Source organism: Peribacillus deserti (assembly GCF_002863585.1).
Taxonomy (GTDB): domain Bacteria; phylum Bacillota; class Bacilli; order Bacillales; family DSM-1321; genus Paraperibacillus; species Paraperibacillus deserti_A.
On the sequence record NZ_PGUY01000045.1, the window covers coordinates 1 to 19232 of the forward strand.

The 19232-nt window shown below is 42.7% G+C and carries 17 protein-coding genes; 1 reads left to right on the plus strand and 16 read right to left on the minus strand.

The window, feature by feature from the left end; genetic code table 11:
- Positions 1-633: 633 nt before the first annotated feature.
- The 16 genes from CUU66_RS14415 to accB form a co-directional block, all read right to left on the minus strand.
- Positions 634-1293 (minus strand): M23 family metallopeptidase, encoded by a 660-nt coding sequence (locus CUU66_RS14415; RefSeq protein ID WP_101643481.1) that lies wholly within the window; start codon positions 1291-1293, stop codon positions 634-636.
- Positions 1294-1443: 150 nt separating this feature from the next.
- Positions 1444-1989, minus strand: coding sequence for a DUF6241 domain-containing protein (locus tag CUU66_RS14420; protein WP_101643352.1), 546 nt, complete (start codon positions 1987-1989; stop codon positions 1444-1446).
- Between the two features lie 255 nt (positions 1990-2244).
- The gene (spo0A, locus tag CUU66_RS14425; RefSeq protein WP_101643354.1) at positions 2245-3039 is read right to left on the minus strand and encodes a sporulation transcription factor Spo0A; all 795 of its coding nucleotides are present in this window, start codon (positions 3037-3039) and stop codon (positions 2245-2247) included.
- A gap of 362 nt (positions 3040-3401) precedes the next feature.
- On the minus strand, positions 3402-4691 hold the full coding sequence (gene spoIVB, locus CUU66_RS14430) for a SpoIVB peptidase (RefSeq protein WP_101643357.1): 1290 nt from the start codon (positions 4689-4691) through the stop codon (positions 3402-3404).
- A gap of 160 nt (positions 4692-4851) precedes the next feature.
- Positions 4852-6558, minus strand: a complete 1707-nt coding sequence (recN, locus tag CUU66_RS14435; protein WP_101643359.1) for a DNA repair protein RecN — start codon at positions 6556-6558, stop codon at positions 4852-4854.
- Between the two features lie 18 nt (positions 6559-6576).
- Positions 6577-7026 carry a transcriptional regulator AhrC/ArgR gene (ahrC, locus tag CUU66_RS14440; protein WP_101643361.1) on the minus strand — a complete coding sequence of 150 codons (450 nt, stop codon included), beginning with the start codon at positions 7024-7026 and terminating at the stop codon, positions 6577-6579.
- 178 nt (positions 7027-7204) lie between these two features.
- Positions 7205-8044 (minus strand): TlyA family RNA methyltransferase, encoded by an 840-nt coding sequence (locus CUU66_RS14445; protein WP_101643364.1) that lies wholly within the window; start codon positions 8042-8044, stop codon positions 7205-7207.
- A gap of 3 nt (positions 8045-8047) precedes the next feature.
- On the minus strand, positions 8048-9940 hold the full coding sequence (gene dxs, locus CUU66_RS14450) for a 1-deoxy-D-xylulose-5-phosphate synthase (protein ID WP_101643366.1): 1893 nt from the start codon (positions 9938-9940) through the stop codon (positions 8048-8050).
- 380 nt (positions 9941-10320) lie between these two features.
- The gene (locus CUU66_RS14455; RefSeq protein WP_257968009.1) at positions 10321-11214 is read right to left on the minus strand and encodes a polyprenyl synthetase family protein; all 894 of its coding nucleotides are present in this window, start codon (positions 11212-11214) and stop codon (positions 10321-10323) included.
- Between the two features lie 3 nt (positions 11215-11217).
- Positions 11218-11448 carry an exodeoxyribonuclease VII small subunit gene (xseB, locus tag CUU66_RS14460; RefSeq protein ID WP_101643367.1) on the minus strand — a complete coding sequence of 77 codons (231 nt, stop codon included), beginning with the start codon at positions 11446-11448 and terminating at the stop codon, positions 11218-11220.
- Positions 11441-12796 (minus strand): exodeoxyribonuclease VII large subunit, encoded by a 1356-nt coding sequence (gene xseA / locus CUU66_RS14465; protein ID WP_101643369.1) that lies wholly within the window; start codon positions 12794-12796, stop codon positions 11441-11443. The genes xseB and xseA overlap by 8 nt, the downstream gene beginning before the upstream one ends.
- Positions 12797-13090: 294 nt before the next feature.
- Entirely contained in the window at positions 13091-13951 is an 861-nt protein-coding gene (gene folD, locus CUU66_RS14470) for a bifunctional methylenetetrahydrofolate dehydrogenase/methenyltetrahydrofolate cyclohydrolase FolD (RefSeq protein WP_101643371.1), read from the minus strand.
- Between the two features lie 40 nt (positions 13952-13991).
- Positions 13992-14384: a transcription antitermination factor NusB gene (gene nusB, locus CUU66_RS14475; protein ID WP_101643373.1), complete on the minus strand. Its 393-nt coding sequence runs from the start codon at positions 14382-14384 to the stop codon at positions 13992-13994.
- 739 nt (positions 14385-15123) lie between these two features.
- Complete coding sequence (locus CUU66_RS14480; RefSeq protein ID WP_101643375.1) at positions 15124-15534, minus strand: Asp23/Gls24 family envelope stress response protein; 411 nt, start codon at positions 15532-15534, stop codon at positions 15124-15126.
- Positions 15535-15555: 21 nt separating this feature from the next.
- Complete coding sequence (gene accC / locus CUU66_RS14485) at positions 15556-16908, minus strand: acetyl-CoA carboxylase biotin carboxylase subunit (protein WP_101643377.1); 1353 nt, start codon at positions 16906-16908, stop codon at positions 15556-15558.
- Between the two features lie 18 nt (positions 16909-16926).
- On the minus strand, positions 16927-17412 hold the full coding sequence (accB, locus tag CUU66_RS14490; protein WP_101643379.1) for an acetyl-CoA carboxylase biotin carboxyl carrier protein: 486 nt from the start codon (positions 17410-17412) through the stop codon (positions 16927-16929).
- Positions 17413-17733: 321 nt separating this feature from the next.
- Here accB and CUU66_RS14495 point away from each other — a divergent pair, with 321 nt between their 5' ends.
- A complete protein-coding gene (locus CUU66_RS14495; protein ID WP_101643381.1) occupies positions 17734-19215 on the plus strand; it encodes a methyl-accepting chemotaxis protein in 1482 nt (493 codons plus the stop codon).
- Positions 19216-19232: the final 17 nt, after the last annotated feature.

Sequence of the window (19232 nt, forward strand, 5' to 3'; positions counted from 1 at the left end):
ATGGCGATTGGCTTATGACCGAAGGTGTCAGTCCGGAGCTGGACAATACCCGCTGCTCCCGCACAGAAAAGCGGAAAGCGGTGCCTGCCCAACATGTAAATATTAAACGCTCAGTGAAAATCCCAATAGATATAAAATTCTAAACAAATTGGCAGGCAGATACCCGATAAAGAAGACTTGCTGATTGGCGAACGACAGTGAAGACAGAAGCTTAGTCGCACTTATGTGTCAGCCAAGCATAAGACGAGCCGGCTGTGGGGAGTGCTTTTCTCCGCATGGACGGATCGGCTTATGACTCGAGGGTCTCAGCTTGTAGCTGGATCAAGGAGTCTCGCACCTTACGTTCCAATCGACCTGACTGAACAATAGGATGACGTAACAAAACATATTAAAAAACAACAATCTTTTAGAAAAGAGCCTTTTAAAAAGGCCATGTTTGATGTCTGGGAAACCACGAGGAGGCGCCATCTATCTTCCTTCTATATAAAATGCTTAAATTTGCCTGTTGATTGCAGCGTAGGGCACTCGCTTTCCGCGGGTGGTACGGGAACCACTTCGGTTTTTACGCCTGTGGGTCTCACCGGTTTCCCCGCATAAGTCTCGCATATCGGCAGCCATCTGAATCGTCATGGATCATGAGGCATTGAAAATTCTCGCTCCTGTAGAACGAGCACCGTATATATTAACTTTGCCAAAATCTGAGGTTACGATCGTGTATATGTCCTGTCCTGGAGTTCCGACTATATTGTACTGCAGCCCGCCAAATTTTTTAGGATTCAAATATCCTGCTTCATTTCCCTTTATCGGCTGCTTATCAAGCGGATACACTCTCCAAGATTCAGCTTCAGCAGGAAGGATAATGATTTGCTTCGTTTCTTTAACGCTTTCTGGTATATCGCCAATATAATCAAGCGGGTTAACAACATTTGATTTTGTACCGTTCCATCTGCCTCTGTGCAGCTCAAAATGAAGATGCTGCCCTGTTGCATCACCTGTACTTCCCATGTAGCCGATTACCTGTCCCTGTTTCACAGTATCACCCGCCTGATATTTACGAGAGCCCTTTCGCATGTGAGCATATACTGTTTCATATGGTTGTCCATTTATATCATGCAGAATAAAAATTACCTCACCATAGCTGTCTGAAACATAAGAACGGGTAACTGTTCCTGCAGCCGAAGCTTTTACTGAGACATTTCCAGGGAGTGCAAGGTCGATTCCAAAGTGTTTCGGGTTAGACCTTATTTGGAAAGAATTAGTTAATGTTCCGAGAGACGGTTTAATAAAATCCATGAAATCACCCTTATTAAAACCAAATTTACTATAGGATATGCATGTCCTGATCCATCCGCAACTTGCTATCCGCCTTTTTCCCGCAATCAAAAAGCACCTTTTACAGGTGCCTGATTTAAAAACAAAGCTTAATGAAATTAAATTCCCCATCTATTCTTCAATATCGAAATGCTCCTCTATAAACGCTCTCTCCTCTTCCATTGTCATTATCCCAGTTGCTTCTCCAACGGTTCCATCTTGAAGCTTCCAGATAGCATTATGATCCTTATCTACTTTTGTAAAATCATTTTTGTGCCAGCGGCTTAGAATGTTCAAGTAAATTTCGGCATTTTCGTATTTCGCTTCATTTTTCTCTACTACAGTGATGAGCCGTTCTACTCTCTCATGAGTCAGCGGAGTAAATCCCCACTTATCTTCAGCAATGATTTTCTGATGAGTCATTCCATGAATGGCTTCTTGCACATCATACTCATTCATTTTCATTGGTAATTCTTTTTCAACCGGCTCTGTTCTTTTTTCTGCAACCTCAATGATCTTTCCTCCTGCAGGCGTACTTTCCTCTTTCACTCTTATCGTTTTCCCATCTAATTCTGATTGTTTTGAAGAAGTTAAATAAAAATAAATGCCGGCAGACAAAACAGTTAAGATCAATACAGAGCAAAATACTCCGGCGGATTTTTTGACGATTTCTTTCACACGGAGACTCCTTTCAGGAAACCCTGCTAAGAGCGGTTATCCTTATAGTAGAATGGTTACTCTTTCACATTGATATGTTTGAGCACCAGTAAATACTATGGTGAATCATAGTGATAATAGCAGCTAAGCGAAAAGATGAACTATAACAAGCCATAAAAATAAAAACCCCTGAACAAAAGTCCATAGGGCGTGCACTTAAAGAATGGAACATGGTTTATAAATCAACTATAATGCCGGGAGTTATTCCTAACCCTTTCAAGAAGCCTTGTGTTCAAGACGAAGCTTATCGGCTACCATCGCAATAAACTCGGAATTTGTCGGCTTTGCTTTTGTCATGCTCACTGTATATCCAAATAAAGAGGAAATGGAGTCAATATTGCCTCTGCTCCATGCTACTTCAATCGCGTGGCGGATCGCTCTTTCTACCCTGCTTGCTGTTGTATTATATTTCTTTGCAATATCAGGATACAGGACTTTTGTAATCGAACCTAAGAGTTCAATATCGTTATAAACCATTGAAATCGCTTCTCGCAGATACAAATACCCCTTAATATGTGCCGGTACGCCAATTTCGTGGATAATGCTTGTGATGCTTGCATCCAGATTTTTAGGCTTGGATTCCATAGAAGAGGATTTATACGTAAAGGAAGAAGGCTTTTTCATGAATGAATTGCTTTTTCCGCTGATTTGGCGGATATTATTTGCCAGGTTCTCCATATCAAACGGCTTTAAGATGAAGTATGAAGCCCCAAGATCTACGGCTTTCTTTGTCACATCTTCCTGTCCAAAGGCGGTTAGCATGATAACATGAGGAAGGGAGTTTTTCTTAATGTCGCGGATTCTTTCTAATACACCCAGACCGTCCAGGTGCGGCATAATTATATCCAGGATCAGGACATCAGGATCAACCTGGCTCAGCATCTGCAGGCAATCCTGGCCATTGTGAGCAATTCCTGCTACCTCCATATCATCTTGAGACGAGATATATTCTTCAAGGAGACCGACTAATTCCCTGTTATCATCAACAATACAAACTTTTATTTTCTTCAACCTAGGTTTCCTCCTCTAATGAGTCCTTCATTTATCTATTTTCTATTCTAAATTAAGTTTTCGACAATGCAACTCAAAATCCTTTTTAATTTTAAAAAAATAGAAAAAAATAGAGTTTAGCTTTAATTTTCTCTTGTTTTCTTCTGTTTTCGACTGAATTCGATTCTTTCTTCTCCTCTTGTCGAATTTCCTTTAATTTTTCTGTGTATCGTGACCTATTCAACTGATTTTTCAGGCCCCTTTAGGATTGCTGTGCCGCCCATGTCACTTTGTTCCGGCAGGAGTCTCTTGCAAGTAACAAAGTGTCAAATCACAATAAACGTTCATAGAGCAAAAAAAGAAGCAGGCTGTTGACTGCCTGCTTAGCTAGCTTTTCGGGCAGAATGCCCTTTTTCATAAATGTTGATTCCTGCCTCATTTAACATCCATTCAATATGAACGCCATATCCGCTAGTCGGATCATTAACGAATACATGTGTTACAGCCCCGATTAATTTACCATTCTGGATGATTGGGCTGCCGCTCATTCCCTGAACTATTCCACCTGTTTTATTTATCAGCTCCCGGTCAGTAACTTTAATGACCATTCCTTTAGTCGCAGGGAATTTTTGCGGGATCGTACTCACAATCTCTATATCATACTTCTCCACTTTATCGCCATCCACAACAGTCAGGATCTGAGCCGGCCCTTCCTTAACCTCATGAGACAAAGTGATTGGGATCGCTTTATCCATAATATGATTATCGATTTGTGCATCAAGCTTGCCAAATATGCCAAAAGAACTGTTTTTGTTAATGTTGCCTATTACTTTATGATCTGAAGAAAAGCGTGCAAGCTTTTCACCTGGATCTCCATGGCTTCCTTTTTCAATCGATGTAACAGTCGACCTAACAACCTGTCCGTCTTTTACAACAATCGGCTCTTTCGTATCCATATCAGAAATTACATGGCCCAGAGCCCCATACTTTTTGGAATTCGGTTCATAAAAAGTCATGGTTCCAATTCCTGCAGCAGAATCTCTAATATATAGGCCCAGTTTATAAATGTTTTCCTGCTGATCCTTCAAAGGCATTAAATTTGCTTTGACCTTTTTGTTTTTACGGAAGATGCTTAACTTTAAGGGCTCATGCTGTTCGCCTGCAGCCTGTACCAATGGAGCGACATCTTCCATTTTCCTGATATTTTTTCCGTTAATTTCGGTAATAATATCTCCAACATGCACCCCTGCTGTTTCACCGGGAGACTTTTTCCCCGATGCAGTCGAAACTAAATGGTGGCCTACCACTAATACTCCAAGCGTGTTTAGCTTTACACCAATTGACTGGCCGCCCGGGATGACTTTAAAGTCTTTAAGTACTTCTATGTCGACTTTTTTAATGGGAAAACCCGCAAAATCTAGAAGAAGCTCATTCGTTCCTGGTTTTTCAGCACCAAGCGTTAATATTTTGCTGCTATCATGAACACTCACATTTCCCTGGGAAACGGAAGCAGAAACAGATAAAGATTTAGGTATTTGGTAATCCTGACCTTCGAAAAGAACAATCTTGTCAGGAATGCTTAAATAATTTTTCAATGACTGGCTGAAACCTAACAGTAAAAGTGAAACAAGGAGAAGACCGCCAATAATCTTTTTTATTAAAACTACATTCAATCCATTTCACTCTCCTCGCTTCTAGTCCACACTCACTTTTATGGCTACAATTTTAATTTAGCCTTTCAGGCGGTCATTTATAACCCGGAGCCAAAATAAAAGCTATCCGTTTATGGATAGCTTTACAATGAATAAACTATTTAACATGAAGGCATGCTCATTAGGCACTTTTAATCTGGTTCGCAAGCTGTATAAGCTCTCTTGCATGTTCTTTAGTTAACTCCGTAATCTCGACACCAGAGATCATTCTGCCGATTTCCTTTATTTTTTCATTTTCATCCAGCGGATGGACTTTTGTTTTTGTTCTCCCATTCACTGTTTGTTTAGAAATAAACAAGTGGGTATCGGCCATAGCTGCTACTTGTGGGAGATGGGAGATGCAAAGCACCTGGGAACCTACGGAAACCTTGTAGATTTTTTCAGCCATGGATTGGGCAACCCTGCCGCTCACTCCTGTATCCACCTCATCAAAGATGATGGAGGTGATCCCTTGATGTTCGGAGAAAATATTTTTAAGCGCAAGGATGATCCTTGAAAGCTCTCCCCCGGAAGCTATTTTATTCAACGGCTTCAAAGGTTCACCCGGGTTCGTGGAGATAAAAAATTCAACGATATCAAAACCGCTCCGATGAATCTTCTCTGTCATATCGCCATGCTCCACCGCTGTCTGATGGAAATGCACTTCAAATACTGTTTTCTCCATATACAGGTCTTTAAGTTCTTTATGGATTTGATCTGTAAGCTTTTTCGCATATTTTTGTCTAAGCAGAGATAAATTCTTTGCTTCTACAACTAAGTCCTTGCGGATTGATGACAATTCCGTCTCAATTTTCGCAATATGGGTTTCTCTATTCAGGAGAGTTTCAATTTCCTCTTCAATAGCTGCGGAATATTCTAAGATGTCCTCAACCGTTTTGCCATATTTTCGTTTCAATCCATTGATTTCATTGAGCCTTCCTTCAATAAAGTCCAATCTTTCAGGATCAAATTCAAGAGAATCAAGCTGGTTGCGGATCGATGAGATTGCATCCTCAAGAATATAGAAGCTGTTGGCTACCTGCTCCGAAACTTCTGAAAGCGCAGGGTCCAGGGAGGCTGCTTCTTCCAGCTGGTTCATGGCCACACCTATCCAGTCGAGCCCCTTCTGTTCTCCACCGAGCGAATGATAAGACGATTGCAGGGCTTCATGTATTCTTTCGAAGTTGGATATTCTTTGCTTCTCTTCCGATAACTCTTCATCTTCGTTTAACTTTAACTCAGCTTTGCTTATTTCATCATATTGAAATTGGATTAAATCCAGCCGGTGAGCCATCTTCTGTTCATCCTGACTCAAGCTTTTTAGCTGTTTAGCTGCAGTTTCGTATCTTTTGTAAAGCTGCTGGTACTCATGGAGAGCACTGGAGATATCTTTTCCGCCAAAGTGATCCAGGAGCGGCAAATGAAGGTCTGCATCCATGAGTTCCTGATGTTCATGCTGGCTGTGTATATCGACAAGTGTACCTCCGATTTCCCTCAGGACTGCAATGGTAACCAGCTTGCCATTAACACGGCAGACACTTTTCCCAGAACTGGAAATATCACGCCTCAGCACTGCCATTCCGTCGCTGACATCAATGCCGAACTCTGCAGCCTTAGCAACGATTGCATGGTTACTCTCTATTTGAAATAAGCCCTCTAATTCGGCCTTATCCTCGCCATGCCGGACAAATTCAGAAGAACCTCGTCCACCGATTAAGAGATTAATCGCATCAATAATAATAGACTTTCCCGCACCCGTTTCACCCGTCAAAACGGTTAAGCCCTTCTCGAATGAGACGGTCAGGGATTCAATGATGGCGAAATTTTTTATTGATAATTCAGCTAGCAATTTCTGCACCTCACCTTTTTAGAGCATGTCAAGGAATCGATCCCTAATGGTTTCGGTATCTTCAGGTGTACGGCAGATAATCAGGCACGTATCATCACCGCAGATCGTTCCCATAATTTCTTCCCAGTCAAGATTATCAATAAGTGCACCAATAGCCTGTGCGTTACCAGGCAATGTTTTCATGACCAGTAAATGACTTGCAGAATCGATCCTGATAAAAGCATCCATTAAATTCCGTTTTAACTTTTGCAGCGGATTGAATCTCTGGTCTGCCGGCAGGCTGTATTTATACCGGCCATCCATAAGCGGCACCTTCACAAGATGAAGCTCTTTAATATCCCTGGATACCGTAGCCTGGGTCACGTTATATCCGGCACTCTTTAATTCATCGACTAGATCGTCCTGTGTTTCTATATCGTTATTAGCAATAATTTCTCTAATCTTAATATGGCGTTGCCCTTTATTCATGTAATATGAGCACCTCTCAAAAAATTCACTTATCTATTTGATATGTTAGCGTTTTTTGTATAAAAAGTACAATCTTTCTGTGAAGCACCGCTATAGTCTTTTTTTAATAGAGCTAAGTCCGGCTGGATCACAGGCAAAACCCCTTACCAGCTTTTCAAGTAAGGGGTCTGCTTAACGCTCATTTTTTTTCTTTTTGTTCTTTAAATGCTTGATGCGCGTCCTCCACTACCGTATCCAAGGAAATGTCAGGTGACATCTCACCCTGCACTTGTGTTCCTTCCCAGCGGAGATGCAGTAAAAACTCAATATTTCCGTCACCGCCTGTGATAGGCGAGTAGGATGCTCCTGCCACATTATACCCTTCAGCCAGTGAGAATTGAGCTATTTTATCGAATACTTCCTTGTGCACCTTACTGTCTCTGACAATTCCCTTTTTCCCAACCTGTTCCCTGCCTGCCTCGAACTGTGGCTTCACAAGGGCGACGATGTCACTTCCCGGCACTAATAATGTTTTAAGTACTGGGAGAATCAGGGTAAGCGAAATAAAAGAAACATCGATGGAAGCAAGATCCGGAGTTTCATCTTTTAGATCTTCTGGTGTTACATAGCGGAAATTCGTTCTCTCCATTACGATTACACGCGGGTCCTGCCGAAGCTTCCATGCAAGCTGATTGTATCCGACATCCAATGCATATGAAAGTTTCGCCCCATTCTGGAGGGCACAGTCGGTAAATCCTCCTGTCGAGGATCCTATATCCAGCAGTACTTTATCTTTTACGTCTATATGAAAGACCTTTAGCGCCTTTTCAAGCTTGAGTCCGCCTCGGGATACATAGGGCATGACCTTGCCTTTGATCATGAGCGGTGAATCCTCGGGAATTTTCTCCCCGGGCTTATCCAGGCGCTGCTCATTCGTGTAAACCAGCCCGGCCATGATGGACCTCTTTGCCTGCTCACGCGTTTCTGCAAGTCCTCTTTCAACAAGTAATACATCAAGTCTTTCTTTTTTTATCTTCATTCCTTAAGCCCTTTTTTGTTTTTTCATTGTAATGGATTTTAATTTTTTGACTGCGTCATCTACTGTAAAGTGTATTTCTTCAAGCAGCTTATCCACTTCACCATGTTCGATGAATTGATCGGGAATACCCATTCGGTCAATAACCGCGGAACTAAAACCGCGCTCTGCGGCAAATTCCAGGATAGCACTGCCGAATCCGCCTTGAAGAACCGCCTCCTCAATCGTTAAAACAGGCATCTTAGACCGGAAGATTTCAGAGAGCATATCCTCATCTAGCGGCTTAATAAAGCGGGCATTAACTACCTTAATAGAATACCCCTGCTTTACTAAAATATCAGCCGCCTTCAACGCCATTCCTATGGTTGTACCAAATGTTAATATACATGCATCCGTTCCTTCTCTCAGAACTTCCCATGTACCAATAGGAATGGACTTTAACTCCTCATCCATCGGCACACCCAGGCCGTTCCCTCTTGCAAACCGCATCGCAATTGGGCCGTCATTGTAAGTAAGGGATGTATATACCATATGCTGTCCTTCATTTTCATCCTTCGGCATCATCAGGACCAAATTAGGCATATGGCGAAGGAAAGCTATATCAAATACCCCCTGATGCGTTTCCCCATCCGCTCCAACTAGACCCGAGCGGTCGATTCCAATGAACACGTTCAAATTCTGCCGGCAGACATCATGCAGCATTTGATCATAGGCTCTCTGAAGGAAGGTTGAATATATTGCTAGGAACGGCTTCATATCTTGAGCAGCAAGGCCGGCTGATACAGTAACAGCATGCTGTTCCGCTATCCCAACATCAAACATACGATCAGGAAACTCCTTTGCGAAGCTTTCGAGCTTAGAGCCAACAGGCATTGCAGGTGTTACAGCAACAATTCTTTCGTCCTCACGCGCCATTCTTCGGACTGTCTCGCTTACAAGCGAACTCCAGGACGGGGCAGCGGTAGCAGGTTTTACAAAAGCACCGGTTTCGATCTTATACGGGCCAGTACCATGCCAGGTGCCAATTGTATCACTTTCTGCCGGGTGATAGCCCTTCCCTTTTTTCGTAATCACATGCAAGAGAACAGGACCGCTAGTCTTTTTAGCATATCGAAGCTGTTCAATTAGAGCTTCATAATCATGCCCATCTACCGGGCCTAGATATGTAAAGCCGAGTTCTTCAAAAAACATCCCTGAAACCAGCAAGTATTTCACTGTATCTTTAATGCGCTCTGCTGTAGCCGCCAATTTACCGCCCACAGCCGGTATCTTTTTCAGCAGCTGCTCCAGTTCATCCTTTGCCCAGTTGTACTTCCCGGCCGTTCGCAGCCTGCCGAGCACGTTGTGAAGAGCTCCCACATTAGGGGCGATGGACATCTCATTGTCGTTAAGAATGACGATCATATCCTTTTTCTCGGAACCAATATGGTTAAGAGCCTCCAGTGCCATTCCACCGGTTAAGGCGCCATCCCCGATCACGGGAAGTATAAAATTTTTCTCTTTCTTCAGGTCCCTGGCAATCGCCATACCCATTGCTGCAGACAGCGAAGTGGAGCTGTGTCCGGTTTCCCAGACATCGTGTTCACTTTCTGCCCGTTTCGGGAAGCCGCACAGGCCTTTATGTTTTCTTAATGTATCAAATTCGCATGCGCGCCCTGTAAGGATTTTATGGACATAGGATTGATGTCCGACATCCCAGATGATTTTATCCTGAGGGCTGTTGAACTCCTTATGCAGAGCGATTGTCAGCTCTACTACTCCAAGATTCGGGCCAATATGGCCGCCCGTTATTGAAAGTTTTTCAATTAAAAAATCTCTTATTTCCTTACTTAATATCTCAAGTTCACTTATGTCCATTTTTTTTAAAAATGAAGGGTCCTTTATAGATAGAAGATCCAAACAGGATCACTCACTTTCATTTCGGTTTCTTTACGTCTGTTAGATGTGTACTTTCCTAATTATAAACAACTGTTATATTAACTCAAGCGATTTATAGCTGTTCTTCCATTAAAGCTGCTGTTTATAGTATACAAAATTTCACAGCGGTCACGGCTGCGGAGCCTCCCTTGACCCTATTTATGCCCAGGGTCCATCACCGGCAATGAAGGTCCGCATAGTGCCAAATCTAATCATGAGCATAACTGAGTCAAATGGAAAAAAAGCCGCTAACACGTAAGTGATAACGGCAGCGTTCTGTATCTGGCGATTTCATTATGATTACATTTACTCTTGATATTACTATTATTATAGCATACTGACTATATCACCACAAATAAGGCTTAATGGTCTCTTACTGCAATCAAATCAGTAAGCTGCAATAACATTTCAATGTTCAAGCTTGTCTGGGCCAAGGATTGTTTAGCCAGCTGGATATGTTCACTCAGTTTTTCTTTTGCACCATCTAATGTCAGCAGTGCCGGATATGTGTTTTTCTGGTTTCCAACATCGCTGCCAACCGGCTTTCCTATCTTATCCTGCATTCCGATGATATCTAGAATATCATCCTGGATTTGAAAGGCAAGCCCAATATGACGGGAAAAATCCCTTAGAAGCTCGAGTGTCTCAGAATCGCTGTCTGCTAATAGTGCTCCCATCATCACACTGCAGGTCAGCAGTTTCCCAGTTTTATTCCTATGGATATATTCCAGTTCTGTGAGATTCAGCACTTTCCCTTCAGCTTCAATATCTGCAGTCTGGCCCCCTACCATTCCTTCTGCGCCAGCAGAAACCGCAAGCTCTTTAACCAATAGCAGTTTTGTTTCAGCCGAAGCTTTTTCAGGGTCTAATGCGGCCAACAGCTCAAAGGCATACGTTAATAATGCATCCCCTGCCAGAATAGCCGCCGCTTCTCCGAATACTTTATGATTTGTAGGCTTGCCTCTTCTTAAGTCATCATTATCCATGCTTGGCAGATCATCGTGAATCAACGAATACGTATGAATCATTTCAATCGCGGCAGCAGGTTTCAGCCCTATTTTAGGATCCCGGCCAAACGCATCCAGTACGGCAAAAATAAGCAGCGGCCTGATTCTTTTTCCGCCTGCCTTTAGTGAGTATATCATCGCCTCTTTTAGAACGGCAGGAGCTGAAAGCCGCTCAACAAGCGAGACTGTTTCCTTCTCTACTAACGTTTTGTAAGTTAAACTGAAGTCTTCCAGAAGGGAGGATTTCACAGTTTATTCCTCCTCTGCGGTAAACTTGGCCAGCTCTCCGTCTTCACGAAGGATTTGTGTAAGCTGCTCTTCAACAGATTTTAATTTCTTATGACATACTCTGGAAAGATCCATGCCTTCTTTATAGATCGCAATGGCTTTTTCAAGAGGGGCTTCTCCGTCTTCTAGAAGTTCTACAATGCTCTCCAGCTTTTCCATTGCTTCTTCAAAGCTTAATTCTTTTTCTTCACTCATCTATCGGTCTCTCCTTCTTATCTTCTACCTTACAGGATATTTCTCCATCTTTCATTTTCACCACAATTTTATCTCCTGGCTTAACACCTGCTGCGCTTTTAACCAAATGTTCTTCCTCTGTATACACCAGACTGTATCCTTTGTCCATTATCTTCAATGGACTTCTGGCATCAAGGGCAGAGGCAGCGTGGAGGAAGCTTTGAAGCTTGGATTTATAAATGCCGTCCATCAGCCGCTTCAGCATCCTGGATTGAAGGTCCAATTTTGAATGAGCAGCTTTGAGCAGCTCTTCCGGATCTCTTCTCCTAAGTGCCGCTGATAATCGCTGAACAGACTCCTTTTTTCTTATGAAATACTTATCAAAACCTCTGTTGAATCGATCCATGGTCCTGTCCAGCTGTTCGAGCTTTTGCTCATACAGCCTCTGCGGGTAACGGAAAGCATATGATTTCTCCAGATTCTGCAGCCTATTTTGTTCTGTGGACAGCTTTTTTTGCATCTCCCTTGTCATCCGGTTTTTCCTGCTCAGCAGTTTTTCCAGGACTTCATTGATATGCGGCACAGCAAGCTCCGCAGCTCCTGTAGGAGTAGGAGCCCGCAGATCAGCGACAAAGTCGGAAATCGTAAAATCCGTTTCATGTCCTACAGCGGAAATGACCGGGATTCTTGAAGAAAAAACGGCTCTGGCCACTTTCTCCTCATTGAAGGCCCATAGCTCTTCAATCGATCCGCCGCCTCTTCCAATTATCAGAACATCAGCCTCATCCCTGCTGTTAGCCGCTTCAATCGCTCTAACAACAGACATGGGCGCCTGGGTTCCCTGAACAAGAGCTGGGTAGATGATTACATTTGCAATCGGGTACCTCCTGCGAAGGGTAGTGATGATATCCCTTAGCGCAGCACCAGTCGGAGAAGTAATAACCCCGACTGTGTTGGGATAAGGAGGAAGCGCTTTTTTGTACCTATCCAAAAATAACCCTTCCTGCTCCAGTTTCGTTTTCAGCTGTTCATACGCTAGGTATAATTCACCGATTCCATCCGGTGCCATTTCTTTCACATAAATTTGATATTGCCCGCTTGGCTCATAAACGGTTATATCGCCTTTGATCAACACATGCATTCCATTCTCGGGTACAAATTTCATTCCCGAAGTGTACGTTGAGAACATAACAGCTAAGATCCGGGCCTTTTCATCTTTCAGGGTGAAGTACATATGGCCGCTGGAATGCTGTTTTAAATTAGAGATTTCCCCTTTTATGTACATGTTTTGCAAATGGGGGTCGGCATCGAACTTGCGTTTTATATATTTGGTAAGTGCGTGAATGGTTAAGTAAATTGGCTGATTCATTTCATAACTCCTTTAGTGAAAAGGCTCTGTTAAACTCGTCTGTTGATTGCCGCAGGAGGTCACTCGCTTTTTTGACTAGGTCTGTGAGCCTTCTAGAGCGGCTCCTCTGTAGACAATACACGCTTATCCCGCAGGAGTCCCGCAATCAATCAATAGTTGAAAATCAACAATGGACTTTAACAAAGCCTAAAAAAGCCTTAAGCAGGATTAGAAAATAGTGCCTAATAGAAAAGCTGTCTATTTGTTATTATAAAACAAGCAGACAGCTTCGTTTAGTATTTTAACCATTTAAGGCTATAAATTATTTTTATTCATCAATTTCAGTGATTTTACTGTGTTAAATAATAACATGGTAATGGTCATTGGACCAACTCCGCCTGGGACGGGGGTAATGTATGATGCGATTTCTTTTACTTCATCAAAAGCTACATCGCCGCATAACTTGCCCTCGCTGTTTCTGTTCATAGCAACATCTATGACAACCGCACCTTCTTTTACGTGACGGGGACCGATTAAATTTTCCCTGCCTGCTGCCGCAATCAGGATATCGGCTTGTTTGGTATGATACTCCAGATCAGCCGTTTTGGAATGGCAGTATGTGACTGTAGCATGAAGATTAAGGAATAGCTGTCCAACGGGCTTTCCGACTATATTACTTCTGCCTACCACCACTACATGCTTACCTTCAGGGTTCACGTTGATAGCTTCCACCATCTTGATGATACCATATGGTGTGCATGGATAAAACGTATCCTGTCCTGTCATCAGCCTTCCAATGCTGACAGGATGGAATCCATCTACATCTTTATCAGGCGAAATGGCTTCAATGATTTCCGTTTCATTTATATGACCGGGAAGGGGAAGCTGGACCAATATCCCGTGTATTTCAGAGTCTTCATTTAGGTGCTGAATTTGTTCAATAAGGCTTTCCTTGCTGACGGTATCCGGCAGTTCAACCATCACCGAATGAATTCCAAGCTCCTTACAGGCTTTTTCCTTCATGGTAACATACGTTCTGGATGCCTGATTATTCCCCACTAAAATAACAGCTAAACCAGGAATCAAATTCTGTTCCTTCAAGCTCTCCACTTCAGCTTTAATCTCTTTTCGAATGTCAGCAGCAATTTCTTTCCCATTAATAATAGCAGCAGTCAATTTTCTCTTCCCCTTCCGATTGTCTCTGTATTTTTGGCGGTTACTTGCTTGATTCGTCTTTAACTTTTGATAAAACGGCATTAACAAATTTCGGAGATTGATCATCCCCAAACGTTTTTGCAATTTCAATTGCTTCATCCATAATAACGTTCACAGGAACGTCTTCCGAGAAGGTCATTTCAAAAACAGCAAGCCTGAGCAGGTTTCTGTCAATAGCTGCAAGACGCTCAAGCTTCCAGTTCTCAAGATGAGATGTGATCGTTTGGTCGATGGTTTCCATATTCCCGGTCGTTCCGGTGACCAGAAAGTCAAAATATTCGTCCTTTTCCATTCCATCCAAAACATTCTCCATGCTTTCCTGTACATCTGCTTTTCCTATTTCTATTTGAAAAAGTGCCTGCAAAGCCTTTTCTCTAGCGGTTCTTCTCTTCATCGTATTACTCCTTTACTGTTTCAATCAGCTTATAAAAATAATAGCATAAACGAACATTACACGATAGGGTACATTGAAATATTAAGAAAAATTACTTTTTTTACTGCTGCCTGTGTTAAGATTTAGTCTTGTTTTGGCGCCTTTGTTATCTTTCGGCCGCTTATACTTCTTAGGGAAAAACCCGGTCAAGGGAGGTTCCTCGGTGTGCAGCAAACCGAGGAACCTCCCGGACATGTCGCGAAACCCTGGATCAGAAATGACAGAACTTAATTAAGAAGACGGGTTAATATAAATATTTTGCACTAATTTCCCCTTTCCAAAACCCTTTGGGATTTCCGAGAGTCTCTCCGAATTTTTTCGCTTAAGATTAACATATTGAAATTAAAACAAAGTTCTTACGTTCCGTGTTGATTTTTTTCACTCTGTTGATTGTAACGGATATGCGAGACTCCTGGGGGATAAGCGGGTATTGCCCAGCTCCGGACTGACACCTTCGGTCATAAGCCAATCGCCATCAAAAGGCAATATGCGCAGCGTTTAATCAAGACGGCAATCCATAGTGCTGTAACAATAAATACTTGAAAAGCACCATCCTCCGTTTTTCTTTTAAGGGAGACCACACAGGTGCAAAGCGCCTAGGCAGCCCTGACCACCTCGTGGTAAGGTAGTGTGCCTGCTAGCTTCGATCAACAGTCACTAACAGAGCTAAAAGAAAAAAACCAAAGACATATGCCTTTGGTTACATTTCTTGATCAAACTCTGCGTCAGGCTTTTGGTTTTCAAATTGAATGCCGACGATGTGAACATTCACTTCATCTGGCTCAAGAGCTGTCATATTGATTAGTGCCTGCCTGATATTGTCTTGAACTTCCTGGGCCACTTTTGGAATGGAAACCCCAAATTTCATCGTACAATAAATGTCGAGTTTGATTCCATCTTCCGAAAGATCCACTCTAACACCTTTGCCGTGATTTTTCTTCCCAAGCTTTTCAACTACACCGGAAGCAAAATTCCCGCGCATGTTTGCCACACCCTCTACTTCATGTGCCGCAATACCAGCGATTACCTCAATAACTTCCGGAGCGATCTCTACCTTGCCTAATCCCTTATTGTTGTGACTCATCTCAAGAGTTGATTGATTTTCGCTCATTATGAGCACCTCCTGTTTTCATTATGAGTTCATTACATCATACATTTCAAGAAATTTAGTGTTGAAATTTCCCTCCACAAACTTTTCATGCTGAAGAAGTTTTAGATGGAACGGGATGGTAGAATAGATGCCTTCGATCACAAATTCACTCAAGGCCCTTTTCATTCTATTTATAGCCTCTTCCCTTGTATCACCATATGTAATCACCTTGGCAATCATGGAATCATAGAATGGCGGTATTGTATACCCCGGATAGGCTGCTGAATCGATCCTCACACCTAATCCGCCTGGCGGAAGATACATCTGAATCTTTCCAGCTGAAGGCATAAAATTCTTATCAGGATTTTCAGCATTTATACGGCATTCAATGGCCCAGCCTTTAAACGTTACATCTTCCTGCGTCAGGGATAGTTTCTCCCCGGAAGCCACCTTGATCTGTTCTTTGATCAAGTCAACCCCTGTAACCATTTCTGTGACTGGATGTTCCACCTGAATTCTTGTATTCATCTCCATAAAGTAATACTTATTGCTGTTGTAGTCAAAGATAAATTCTACAGTCCCCGCTCCTGTATAATCAACGGCCTGGGCAGCCTTAACGGCGGCAAGACCCATTTCAGCTCTAGTTTCCCCATCAAGTGCAGGCGAAGGAGTTTCCTCCAGAAGTTTCTGCATTCTGCGCTGAATGGTGCAGTCCCTTTCCCCTAGATGGATGACATTACCAAAGCTGTCGGCCATAACCTGGATCTCCACATGCCGGAAATCTTCAATGAACTTCTCAAGGTATACTCCCGGATTACCGAACGCCGTCATTGCTTCCTGCTGTGTAACCTGAATCCCTTTTACCAGTTCATCTTTGGTGCGGGCAATCCTGATTCCTTTCCCGCCGCCTCCTGCTGTAGCTTTTATAATAACAGGGAAGCCGATACCCTCGGCAATTTCAAGACCTTCTTCTGCATCCTTTATAATGCCCTGAGATCCTGGCACAATAGGTACTCCTGCGGCTTTCATTGTTTCCCTGGCAATGTCTTTTGTACCCATTTTAGAAATGGCCTCAGGTGAAGGGCCGACGAACGTGATGCTGCACTCTCTGCACAGCTCTGCAAAGGCAGAATTTTCTGCCAGGAATCCGTATCCTGGATGGATAGCATCCGCACCTGTCAGAGTGGCTGTTGAAATGATATTGGCAAAATTTAAATAGCTGTCTTTGGAGGCTGTGGGCCCGATGCAATAAGCTTCATCAGCAAGCTGTACATGAAGTGCTTCACGGTCCCCTTCAGAGTACACGGCAACCGTTTCAATTCCCAGTTCCTTACAGGCACGTATAACGCGTACAGCAATTTCTCCTCTGTTAGCTACCAAAAGCTTTTTTATCATAATTAAAACGCTCCTTACTTAAAGCTTTACTAAAAATAGCGGCTGGCCGTATTCTACAAGCTGGCCGTTTTTTACTAATACTTCTACGATTTCCCCATCCACTTCAGCCTCAATTTCATTGAAAAGCTTCATAGCTTCAACAATACAGACCACGGAATTCTTAGATACCTTCGATCCTGTCTTTACGTATGCATCCACTTCTGGAGAAGGTGATTGATAGAACGTTCCAACCATTGGCGAAGTGATTTTATGTAAATTATCTCCGGCTGCTTCCGTCTCCTTCTCTTCAGCCGGCTTAGCTGCTGGTGCTGGCTGTGGGACTGGAGCTGCCTGAACGGCCTCACCTGGTGCTTCCTGCGGGATCACTTGCTGAACCGTATAACCGCCAGGCTGGAGGCTATTCTTTTTCATGACAATCTTTGTTCCATTCATTTCATATTCAAATTCATCTAGTGTAGATTGATCAACCAATTTAATAAGTTCACGAATTTCCTGTACCTTCAAAACACTCGCACCCCTTGTCCTTTTTTGCTAATAGTATCATATTTCTCTGCTTGCTGTGGATGGCTGTCAAAGTCTCGAGGAAAATTTAATAGATAACATTAAATATATACCTTGATTATGACTAGCTACTAATATCATACGATAATACCTTGTACAAATTCAATAAAAGACCTATAAAGATGTTTCCCAAGCAACTGCCAGTTGTCAAATGTGAGATCAAATCGTTTTTTTTAAATATTCTAAAATTATATTGTAAAAATTTACTATGTATTTAAAATTAGAACTAAAGACCCGAATTTTTAGAAAGTAGGAGACAAACGTATGAGTACAATTGAACAGCTGATGCAGGAAGACCTAAACAGAAAGAACAGCATTGTTGTAAGAGCTACCTTGGTTTCCGTCTTACTTGCTGCGTGTGTAGATTTTTTTATGAAAAAAGACCTAGCTTTAGTTCTATCGATTCTGATTGGCGGCGGCATCGGATGGGGCATATTAGCCATCCTCCATCATTTCAAGAAAGCCCTTGCTTTTATACCTTATATAGCCAGTTTCCTTGTATCTGCTGTTATTTTTGTCATTATGGAAAACAGCATTTCACCCTCCGCGTTTTTCTTGGTGTATTTCATTTTAGCCACTGCTGCGATTTATATGAACGGCCCTGTATTATGGATGGGCAGCGCGCTTGGGTTAATCGTCATAACGATGTTCATACAGCTTCATCATTCAGTTCTTCCCTTTGAAACCAAAAATTATGTGACCATTTATCTATTACATATACTCGTAACTATTCTTTTATCCTTTCAGCTTAAACTTGCTAAGCAGCTGACCAGGCAGATGTATAAACTCCATAGTGAAACACAGGAAATGATGGCTGGTAATCAAAAACGCCAGGCAGCTCTTGAAGAAAATACGGCCGTTATCTCTGATATGATCAGTTCGGTTAACCATACCAGCCAGGAAAATTATCATGGTGCGTTAGAAATGACTCATTCTATCGCGGATCTTTCTGCAGGGGTACAGGTTCAGGCGGATTCTGCTTCTGCTATTTCTCATTCCCTTGAAAATACGACTGCAATGGGGGCTGAGATTTCACGGCTCTCTACAGAACTCCTAAAGGATGCCGGAGCGGCCCAATCTGCATCCAAGCGTGGAAATGACTTATTAACACAACTGGAAATCGAAATCACAACATTTTCATTTGAATTGACAACTATTTCACAAAAAATGTTTTCACTCTCCATCGATGTTGAAGAAGCAGTGGACTTCGTAAAGGTCATTCAGGGTATCGCCGAACAAACCAATCTGCTTGCTTTGAATGCTTCTATTGAGGCCGCGCGGGCCGGAGAGAGCGGCCGGGGATTTGCAGTTGTCGCACAAGAAGTCCGAAAGCTTGCAGACCTGACAAATCAAACTGCCAGCCAAATATCTACTAACCTTGGAAAAGTAAAAAAGGAAACGGACGAAACTAATTCTTCCATATCTGCCGCAGCCGACAATATGAAAGCAAACCTGACTCTTTCAAGAGAATCAAAAGAAGCATTCTTGGCTATCTTCGAGGTCATTAATGCCCTGAAAGATAAACTCACTTCTTATCATCAGCATATTCAATTGATCGAAACATCATCTAGGGAAATCGAAACTGCAGTCAATGATTTCAGCTCCGTTGTACAGGAAGCCAGCGCAAGCCTCGAAGAATTAGCTGCCACGATCCACTCCCAAACCGAGCAGTACTCCCATCTGGTCCACTCCCTGGAGGATGCTGATACTTCAATGCACAAGCTTATTCAGCTTTATCGGGAATGAGTCAAACAAGAAAACCC